We start from the raw sequence: 9,146 nt of genomic DNA on the forward strand, positions 1-9,146 counted from the left end.
AGCGGGAGCAGCACGCCGGGCGCGCCCCAGCCGAGGTGCGGGCCCTCGATCAGCGCCCACATCAGCCCGCCGAGCGCCGCCGTCAGGCAGGCGGTCGCCACGGGGTCGAACGGGCGGGGGCGGGGGTCCCGCGACTCGCGCACCGACCGCAGCGCGATGGCGAGCGCCACGAGGCCGAACGGGACGTTCAGCAGGAAGATCGCCCGCCAGCCGAACAGCCCGGTGAGCGCGCCCCCGGCGAGCGGCCCGGTGGCGATGGCGGCGCCGGACGCGGCGGCGAACACGCCGATCGCCCGGTTGCGGGCGCGTCCCGCCGGGTAGGCGGCGGCGAGCAGCGGCGAGGCCGTCCCGTACAGCACGGCCGCGCCGCAGCCCTGGACGGCCCGCAGCGCGGCGAGCGCCCCCGCGGTCGGCGCGAGCACGCAGGCCAGGGACGCGGCGGTGAACGCGGCGAGCCCGGTGATGAACATCCGGCGGCGCCCGTACCGGTCCGCCAGCGCCCCGGCGGGCAGCAGCAGGACGGCGAGGGCGAGGGCGTAGGCGTCGATGGCCCACTGCGCCCCGCTGAGCCCCGCGTCCAGGCGCCGGCGCAGGTCGGGCAGCGCGATGTTGACCCCGACGAGGTCGAGGACGAGCAGGTAGCCGGCCGCCGAGGCGACGGCGGTGGTCCACGCCGGACGGTGCGCGACGCGCATGGCGCCTCCTTAATATACAGCGTAGATATACGGCGTATATTAAGGGCTAGACTGCGCTCCGTGAAGACCCCGGCCCAGCGCGGGCGCGGCACCCGCGGCCTCACCAGGGACGAGGTGCTCGACGCCACCGTCGACCTCGCCGAGGAGCGCGGCCTCGGCGCGGTGAGCATGCGCGCCGTCGCCGACCGGCTCGGCGTCACCCCGATGGCCCTGTACCGCTACGTCGGCGACAAGCAGGGGCTGCTGGACGGGCTCGTCGAGCGCCTGCTGCGCGACATGCCGGACGACGATCCCGCGCTGCCCTGGCGGGACCGGCTGCGCGCGTTCGGGTCCGGCATCCGCGCGATCGCCCGCCGGCATCCCGACCTGTTCATGCTGCTGCTGACCCGGCCGACCGTCACCGAGGAGTCGCGCCGCCCGCGCAACGCGATCCAGGCGATGCTGCGCGACGCGGGGGTGCCGGAGGACGTCGTCCGGCCGCTGCAGCGGCTGCTCGACACGGTCGGCATGGGGCTGGCCGCGTCGGAGGCGAACAGGCGCTTCACCGGCGACCCGGAGGGCGTCGAAGAGGTGTACGACCTGGCCGAGGAGATCTTCACCGCCGCCATCGAGCGGTACGCCGCACGCGGCTGACACGCGCGATCTCCGTCGAATAGGGAGACCGGTCTATTGAATAGCTAGACCAGTCGGTCTAGAGTGGCGGGCATGGCACCACGGGGCGAGACGAGAGAGCGGGTCCTGCGGACCGCGGCGGAGCTGTTCCAGCGGCAGGGCTACCACGGCACGGGGCTGAACCAGGTCCTGGCGGAGAGCCGGGCCCCCAAGGGGTCGCTGTACTTCCACTTCCCGGAGGGCAAGGAGCAGCTGGCGTCGGAGTCGGTGACGCTGGCGGGCCGGGAGGTCGGCGACTCCCTCGCGGAGGCCGTGCTCGCCGCGCGGGACGCGCGGTCCGGCATCGCCGCGATGGGCGAGTACTTCGCCCGCAACCTGATCGAGTCGGACTTCGCGAAGGGGTGCCCGGTCGCGACCGTCGCCCTGGAGTCCGCCGCGGAGAGCGAGCCGATCCGCTCGGCCTGCGACACCGTCTACAGGGAGTGGCAGCAGGGCATCGCCCTCGCGCTGCGCGGCTGGGGCGTCCCCGAGGACCGCGCCGAACCGCTGGCCACGACGGTCCTGTCGTCCCTGCAGGGCGCCCTGATGCTCGCCCGCGTCCAGAAGGACACGACCGTGCTCCGCACGGTGACGGCCCACCTGGCCGACCTGATCGAATCCACCACCACTCGCTGATCACAGGGGGCCCATATGCGCGTGCATCATGTCGACTGCGCCCGGATGCTGGAGATCGAACCGGCCGACGGGCCGGACAGCCCGCTGAGACCCGCGCACGCGGTCGGCCACGTCCTGATCGTGGAGACGGAGTCGTCCGGGCTCGTGCTGGTGGACGCCGGCATCGGCGCCGGCGACATCGCGGACCCGTCCGGGCGGCTGATGGACGACTGGGTGGAGATGACGCGCCCGGCGCTCGACCCGGCCACGACGGCGAAAGCCCAGGTGGAGGCCCTCGGCCTGTCCCCCTCGGACGTCCGCCACATCGTGGTGACGCACCTGCACCGCGACCACGCGGGCGGGCTGAGCGACTTCCCCGACGCGGCGGTGCACCTGTTCGAGGCGGAGCGGGCGGACGGCGGCAAGACCCCCGCGCAGCTCGCGCACGGCCCGAAATGGGTGACCTACGACAGCGGGCCCGGCGACCACTGGAACGGGTTCGACGGCGTCCGGCCCCTCGACGGCGTCGCCGAGGACGTCCTGCTGATCCCGCTGCACGGGCACACGCCCGGCCACGCCGGCGTCGCGGTGCGGTACGGGGACCGCTGGCTGCTGCACGCCGGGGACGCGTACATGTACCACGGCGAGGTCGACCGGCCCGAACCCGCCGGGCACCCGCTGATGGACCTCGTCCAGGCGAGCGGGGAAGTGGACCGGGAGCAGCGGCTCGCGGGCGTCGCGCGGCTGCGCGAGCTGGTCCTCGACCCGGGCGGCGGCGTCGAGGTGTTCTCCGCGCACGACCCGTGGGAGTTCGCGCGCTACGCGTGATCGTCCGCTACATGTGGCTGATGCGGTGGGCGAGGGCCGTGTGGCGGCGGCCCGCGCCCGCCGTGCGGACGGCCGCGGCGAGCGCCCGCCGCGACCCGACCAGCACGACCAGCTTCTTCGCGCGGGTGATGCCGGTATAGAGCAGGTTGCGGCGCAGCATCATCCACGCGCCGGTCGTCAGCGGGATCACGACCGCCGGGTACTCGCTGCCCTGCGACCGGTGGATCGTGATGGCGTAGGCGTGCGCCAGCTCGTCCAACTCGTCGAAGGCGTAGTCGATGCTCTCGTCCTCGTCGGTGAGGACGGTCAGCGACTGCTCCTCCAGCGACACGGCGGTGACGACGCCGACCGTCCCGTTGAAGACGCCCGCCTCGCCCTTGTCGTAGTTGTTGCGCAGCTGGGTGACCTTGTCGCCGACGCGGAACACGCGCCCGCCGTAGCGGCGTTCGGGCCGGTCGTCCCGGTGCGGGGTCAGGGCCTCCTGGAGCTGCGAGTTCAGCGCCCCCGCCCCGGCGACGCCACGGTGCATCGGCGTGAGGACCTGGACGTCGCGCCGCGGGTCGAGGCCGAACTTGCGCGGGATCCGGTTGGCGACGACGTCGACGGTCAGCTCGGCGGCCTCCTCCTGCTCGTCGCAGGCGAACAGGAAGAAGTCGGGGTAGCCGCGCGTGTGCGGGTGCTCGCCGGTGTTGACGCGGTGCGCGTTCACCACGATCCCGGACTGCTGCGCCTGCCGGAAGATCTTCGTCAGCCGGACGCGCGGGATCGCCTCGGCGCCGAGCAGGTCGGCCAGCACCTCGCCGGCGCCGACCGACGGGAGCTGGTCGACGTCGCCGACCAGCAGCAGGTGCGCCCCGCGCGGGATGGCCTTGACCAGCTTGTTCATCAGGATCAGGTCGACCATGGAGCTCTCGTCGACCACGACGAGGTCGGCGTCGAGCGGGCTGTCCTGGTCGTACTTGGCGTCGCCGCCGGGCTGGAGCTGCAGCAGCCGGTGGACGGTCGCGGCCTCGTGCCCGGTCAGCTCGGCGAGCCGCTTGGCGGCCCGTCCGGTCGGCGCGACCAGCACGATCTTCGCCTTCTTCGCGGCGGCCAGCTCCACGACGGACCGGACGGTGAAGCTCTTCCCGCAGCCGGGCCCGCCGGTGAGGACGGCGACCTTGGACGTCAGCGCGAGCTTGACGGCCTGCTCCTGCTCGGGCGCGAGGGCCTGCCCGGTGCGCTTCTTCAGCCACGGCAGCGCCTTGTCCCAGTCGACGTCCGCGAACGCCGCGAGCCGGTCCTGCTTCGCGTCGAGCAGCTCGCGGAGGCCGCGCGCCACCGACCGCTCCGCCCGGTGAAACGGGACGAGGTAGACGGCCGGGATCGTCGCGGCGTCCTCCCCCTCCCCCGGGATCGGCTCGCGGACGACGCCCTCGTCGCGGGCCAGCTCGTCCAGCGCCGGGACGATCAGGTCCCGCTCGACGCCGAGGATCTTCTCCGCCGCCGTGACGAGGTTCGGCTCGGGCAGGAAGCAGTGCCCGTCGTCGGCGGCCTCCGACAGCGTGTACTGGAGGCCCGCCTTGATGCGCTCCGGGCTGTCGTGCGGGATGCCGACGGCCTGCGCGATCGTGTCGGCCGTCTTGAACCCGATCCCCCACACGTCGGCGGCGAGCTGGTAGGGCTCCTTCTGGACGGTCTCCACCGACCGGTCGCCGTACTGCTTGTAGATGCGGACGGCGAGCGACGTCGAGACGCCGACGCCCTGAAGGAAGACCATCACCTCCTTGATGGCCTTCTGCTCCTCCCACGCGTCGCCGATCCGCTTCGTCCGCTTGGGGCCGAGCCCGGGCACCTCGACGAGCCGCTCCGGCTCCTCCTCGATGATCCGCAGGATGTCGGTGCCGAAGTGGCCGACCATCCGGTCCGCCATCACCGGGCCGATGCCCTTGATCATGCCGGAGCCGAGGTAGCGGCGGATGCCCTGGATCGTCGCCGGCAGCACGGTCGTGTAGGAGTCGACCTCGAACTGCTTGCCGTACTTCGGGTGCGACCGCCACCGCCCGGTCAGCTTCAGGCTCTCCCCCACCTGCGCGCCGAGCAGCGCGCCGACCACGGTGAGCAGGTCGCCGCCGGTCCGCTCCGTCGCGACGCGCGCGACGGTGTAGCCGGTGTCCTCGTTGGCGTAGGTGACGCGCTCCAGCACGGCCTCCAGCACCACCGGGCGCGGCGGCGGGGGCTGAGCCGGATTCGGGGCGCGCGACGTCACAAACCTCATGATGTCGGATCCGCGCGGCCGCGCCGGGCCGATTTTCTTGATCGATCCAGGAACATGCAGATCACGGCGGCCGGGAAGTGATCTTGACGGCGGGGCCGTGGCCGGATCCGGCAGCGGTTCTGGATCTTCCGTTGATCGCGACGTACGTTCCGGGCGCACCCGTACCGCACGTACTGGGAGGTAACGCTGGTGTTCCGCTCCCGAACCCCGGCACTGGCGGCCCTGAGCGCCGCCGCCGTCACCCTCGCCGCAGCCACCCTCGACGCCGCACCCGCCACCGCGCAGCCCGCCACCGCGCAGCCCGCCACCGCCCCAACCACTGGGAACGATCCAATCGCCGGCTTCACGGCGCAGGGCTCCCGCTGGCAGCGCCAGTACGAGAAGCTCTTCAGCGCCGTCCCGTCCGCGGCGAAGGCCCGGTCGCTCGACGCCGAGCTGTCCAGCGAGCCCGCCGTCACCACGACGACCGGCGACTGGCACCGCGTCCAGCGGATCGCGAAGCAGTTCGCCTCGTACGGACTGAAGCCGCAGATCAGGACCTACTACGCCTACACGTCGCTGCCGAAGAAGGTCAGCCTGCAGATGACCGCGCCGGAGCGCGCAACCCTGCCGGTCAAGGAGAAGCAGCGCCCCTGGCAGAAGCACTTCGACGAGGTCATCCCCGCGCACAACGGGCTGTCGCCGTCCGGGGACGTGCAGGGCGACGTCGTCTACGCCAACTACGGCCGCCCCCAGGACTTCGAGCAGCTCGCCAAGGCCGGCGTCTCCGTCAAGGGCAAGATCGTCCTCGTCCGGTACGGGCAGGTGTTCCGCGGGATCAAACCGCGCGACGCCGCCCGGTACGGCGCCAAGGGCGTGCTGATCTACTCCGACCCGGCCGACGACGGGTTCGCCCGGGGCCCGGTGTACCCGGACGGGCCGTGGCGCGCGTCCGACGGCATCCAGCGCGGCAGCGTCGCGCAGATCCAGCTCGCGTCCGGCGACCCGCTGACGCCCGGCTGGTCGGACGACTCGCCGAAGGCCCGGCGGCTGAAGCCGTCCGAGGCGCCGATGCTGCAGGGCCTCGTCCCGACGCTGCCGATCTCCTACGGCGCCGCCGAGCCGCTGCTGCGCTCGCTGACCGGCGCGCAGGCGCCGAAGGACTGGCAGGGCGGCCTGCCGTTCACCTACCGCCTCGGCCCGGGCGGCACGAAGGTCCACCTCGATCTGGAGAACGCCTTCCAGGTCCGCAGGCTGTGGGACGTCACCGTGACGATCCCGGGCAGCGAGCGGCCCGACCAGGAGGTCGTGCTCGGCGCGCACCACGACGCGTGGGCGTACGGCAGCGACGACAACCTGTCCGGGACCGAGAACGTCCTGCAGATCGGCCGGGCGCTCGGCACGCTCCTCAAGCAGGGCTGGCGGCCGAAGCGGACGGTCGTCCTCGCCACCTGGGACGGTGAGGAGTACGGCCTGTTCGGCTCCACCGAGTACGCCGAGCAGCAGGGCGAGCGCCTCCGCAACGCCGTCGCGTACGTGAACATGGACGGCGCGGGCGGCTCCCAGTTCGGCGCCGAGGCGACGCCCGCGCTGGACCAGTCCGTCATCGACGCGGCCAAGGAGGTCGCCTGGCCCGGCACGGACGGGACGGCCTACGACGCGTGGAAGGCGCAGAACGGCGGCAAGACCCCGATCGACCGCATCGGCGGCGGCTCGGACTTCCAGGCGTTCTTCCAGCGCTACGGCGTGCCCGCGATGAACCTCGGCTCGTCGTCGCCGGGGTCGTCCGGCAATTACCACTGCTCGTGCGACGACTTCTACTGGATGTCGCACTTCGGCGACCCGACCTGGGAGTACCACGCGGCGATGTCGCGGCTCGTCGGCATCGCGACGCTGCGGCTCGCCGACGCGGACGTCGTGGCGCTGCGGTACTCGCCGTACGCCGCCGAGACCGCCCAGTACCTGACCGCGTTCACCGAGCAGCAGCGCACGCGGCTCGGCAAGGTGGTCGTGGACGTGTCCCGCGACATCGACCAGGCCAAGGCGTGGCAGAAGGCCGCCGACGCGTTGCAGGCGCGCGCGCAGCAGGCGCTCGGCAAGGGCGACACGGCGGAGTTCCGGCGGCTGAACGCCCGGCTCATGCAGGACGAGCGCGACCTGCTGTCCCAGGCGGGGCTGCCGGGCCGTCCCTGGTACCGGCACCAGATCTACGCCCCGGGCATGGACACCGGCTACGCCACGCAGCGGCTCCCCGGCCTCAACGACGCCCTGTTCCTGCAGAACGACCCGGCGACCGCGAAGGCCTACGAGGCGCGCCTCTACTCGTCCCTGCGCGCCGCCACCCGCACCCTCACCCCGGAGGGCGACGGCTGAGATCCCGTCCCGGGCCGTGCGGACGTCAGGTCCGCGCGGCCCGGCCGGGGGTCTCGCCGTCCGCCACCTCCAGGACGCCGGTCTCGGTGACCAGCGCCGACACCAGGCGGGCCGGGGTGACGTCGAACGCCGGGTTGAACGCGCCGGCGGCGTCCGGGGCCGTCCGGACGCCGTTCCAGGCGAGCACCTCGCCGGGGTCGCGCTCCTCGATCGGGATCCCGTCGCCGGACGCGAGCGACAGGTCGACCGTGCTCCACGGTGCGGCGACCACGAACGGCACGCCCGCCGCCGCGCACGCCAGCGCCACGCCCACCGATCCGATCTTGTTGGCGGTGTCGCCGTTGGCGGCGATCCGGTCGGCGCCGATCACGGCGACGTCCACCAGGCCGCGCAGGATCGTGCTCGGCGCGGCGCCGTCCGCCTGCACCAGGCAGGTGATCCCGGCCCGCACCAGTTCCCAGGCCGTGAGGCGGGAGCCCTGCAGCAGCGGGCGCGTCTCGTCGGCGTACACCTTCTCGACCCGGCCCCGGTCGTGCAGCTCGCGGACGACGCCGAGGGCCGTGCCCCAGCCGGCGGTCGCGAGCGCGCCGGCGTTGCAGTGGGTGAGGATCCGCAGCGGGCGGTCCGGCGCGCGGGCGGTGATCCAGTCGGCGCCGAACGCGCCGATGGCCCGGTTGTTGCGGACGTCCTCGTCCAGCACCGCCTGTGCCTCGGCGACCACGGCGTCCACGCCCTTGGGGACGAGCGGGACGGCCCGGTCGACGCCCGCCGCGAGGTTGACCGCGGTGGGGCGCGCCTCCCGGACCCGGGCGATCGCCGCGTCGCGCGCCGCGGCGTCCCAGCCCTCGCGCTCGGCCTGGAGCATCGCGACGGCGACGCCGAACGCGCCCGCCACGCCGAGCGCGGGCGCGCCGCGCACCACCAGCCGCCGGATCGCGTCCACGAGGGCCTCGACGTCGCGGACGACGACGTGCTCGACCCGCCCGGGCAGCACGGTCTGATCCAGCAGCCGCAGCCCGTCCCCGGCCCATTCCACCGTCCGCACGTCGTCCGTCATATCGCCCATTCTGCCCGCCGGGCGTGGTGAAGCCGTACCCGGCAAGGCTTTTCGGCGCCCCGGACCGTCCCGGACATCCATACCGTGACCTGCGGTAACTTGACAGAGGTCGAACCTGTGTTCGAAATTAGGCGGAGGGGCGCGAGAGGAGGGACGACCGTGCCGGAGGCGGCGCTGCGGGACCTGGCGAGGTCGCTGGAGCAGGCGTCCGCGCCGCCCGCCCGCGCCGTCCCCGTGCTGCCCGCGCTGCGCCCGGTGATCCCCGGCGGGCTGCGTCCCGGCTCGGTCACCGGGCTGGACGGGCCCGGCGCGGCGTCGCTGGCCCTCGCGCTCGTCGCGGGCGTCTCGCGGCACGGCGGCGAGGACGGCGCGGGCGGCTGGTGCGGGATCGTCGGCGTCCCGTCGTTCGGCGTCGTCGCCGCCGCCGGGATGGGCGCCGAGCCCGAGCGGCTGCTGCTCGTCGACGACCCCGGCGACCGCTGGCCGGACGTCGTCGCGGCGCTCGCCGAGGCGGTCGAGCTGGTGCTGCTGTGCCCGCCGGAGCGGCCCGGCGCCGCCGCCGTCCGCCGGCTGTCGGCCCTCGCCCGCAAGCACGGCTGCGTCCTCGCGCTGACCGGCCCGTTCGCCCGCGACTGGCCGGGCGTCCGGCTCCGCCTGCGGCTGGACGGCGCCGCCTGGGAGGGCGTCGGCG

8 protein-coding genes are annotated in these 9,146 nt (G+C 73.8%); 5 read left to right on the plus strand and 3 right to left on the minus strand.

Annotated features, from left to right (window positions below):
• Positions 1–695 (minus strand): MFS transporter (locus F9B16_RS46120; RefSeq protein WP_151546608.1); only part of this gene is annotated, 695 nt, incomplete at its 3' end.
• 60 nt (positions 696–755) lie between these two features.
• Here F9B16_RS46120 and F9B16_RS46125 point away from each other — a divergent pair.
• The 3 genes from F9B16_RS46125 to F9B16_RS46135 all read left to right on the plus strand — a co-directional run bounded on the left by F9B16_RS46125 (position 756) and on the right by F9B16_RS46135 (position 2,789).
• A complete protein-coding gene (locus F9B16_RS46125; RefSeq protein ID WP_225992540.1) occupies positions 756–1,328 on the plus strand; it encodes a TetR/AcrR family transcriptional regulator in 573 nt (190 codons plus the stop codon).
• A 72-nt stretch (positions 1,329–1,400) separates the two neighbouring features.
• Positions 1,401–1,982: a TetR/AcrR family transcriptional regulator gene (locus tag F9B16_RS46130; RefSeq protein ID WP_151546609.1), complete on the plus strand. Its 582-nt coding sequence runs from the start codon at positions 1,401–1,403 to the stop codon at positions 1,980–1,982.
• 15 nt (positions 1,983–1,997) lie between these two features.
• Positions 1,998–2,789, plus strand: a complete 792-nt coding sequence (locus F9B16_RS46135) for an MBL fold metallo-hydrolase (RefSeq protein WP_151546610.1) — start codon at positions 1,998–2,000, stop codon at positions 2,787–2,789.
• A gap of 7 nt (positions 2,790–2,796) precedes the next feature.
• On the opposite strand, the gene recD2 is transcribed toward F9B16_RS46135, so the two are convergent.
• Positions 2,797–5,046 carry an SF1B family DNA helicase RecD2 gene (gene recD2, locus F9B16_RS46140; RefSeq protein WP_151546611.1) on the minus strand — a complete coding sequence of 750 codons (2,250 nt, stop codon included), beginning with the start codon at positions 5,044–5,046 and terminating at the stop codon, positions 2,797–2,799.
• 189 nt (positions 5,047–5,235) lie between these two features.
• Here recD2 and F9B16_RS46145 point away from each other — a divergent pair, with 189 nt between their 5' ends.
• Positions 5,236–7,398 carry a M28 family peptidase gene (locus F9B16_RS46145; RefSeq protein WP_151546612.1) on the plus strand — a complete coding sequence of 721 codons (2,163 nt, stop codon included), beginning with the start codon at positions 5,236–5,238 and terminating at the stop codon, positions 7,396–7,398.
• Between the two features lie 25 nt (positions 7,399–7,423).
• On the opposite strand, the gene mtnA is transcribed toward F9B16_RS46145, so the two are convergent.
• The gene (gene mtnA / locus F9B16_RS46150; RefSeq protein WP_151546613.1) at positions 7,424–8,455 is read right to left on the minus strand and encodes an S-methyl-5-thioribose-1-phosphate isomerase; all 1,032 of its coding nucleotides are present in this window, start codon (positions 8,453–8,455) and stop codon (positions 7,424–7,426) included.
• Between the two features lie 159 nt (positions 8,456–8,614).
• On the opposite strand from mtnA, the gene F9B16_RS46155 reads away from it, so the two are divergent.
• The coding region (locus F9B16_RS46155; protein WP_225992542.1) for a hypothetical protein at positions 8,615–9,146 on the plus strand (532 nt) is incomplete at its 3' end.

Origin of the sequence: Actinomadura montaniterrae, assembly GCF_008923365.1 — a bacterium.
Taxonomy (GTDB): domain Bacteria; phylum Actinomycetota; class Actinomycetes; order Streptosporangiales; family Streptosporangiaceae; genus Spirillospora; species Spirillospora montaniterrae.

Bases quoted from the DNA above. Each gene is read 5' to 3' on its own strand.
- F9B16_RS46135 (WP_151546610.1), top strand. From the start codon at position 1,998: ATGCGCGTGCATCATGTCGACTGCGCCCGGATGCTGGAGATCGAACCG.
- F9B16_RS46130 (WP_151546609.1), top strand. From the start codon at position 1,401: ATGGCACCACGGGGCGAGACGAGAGAGCGGGTCCTGCGGACCGCGGCG.
- recD2 (WP_151546611.1), bottom strand. From the start codon at position 5,046: ATGAGGTTTGTGACGTCGCGCGCCCCGAATCCGGCTCAGCCCCCGCCG.
- mtnA (WP_151546613.1), bottom strand. From the start codon at position 8,455: ATGACGGACGACGTGCGGACGGTGGAATGGGCCGGGGACGGGCTGCGG.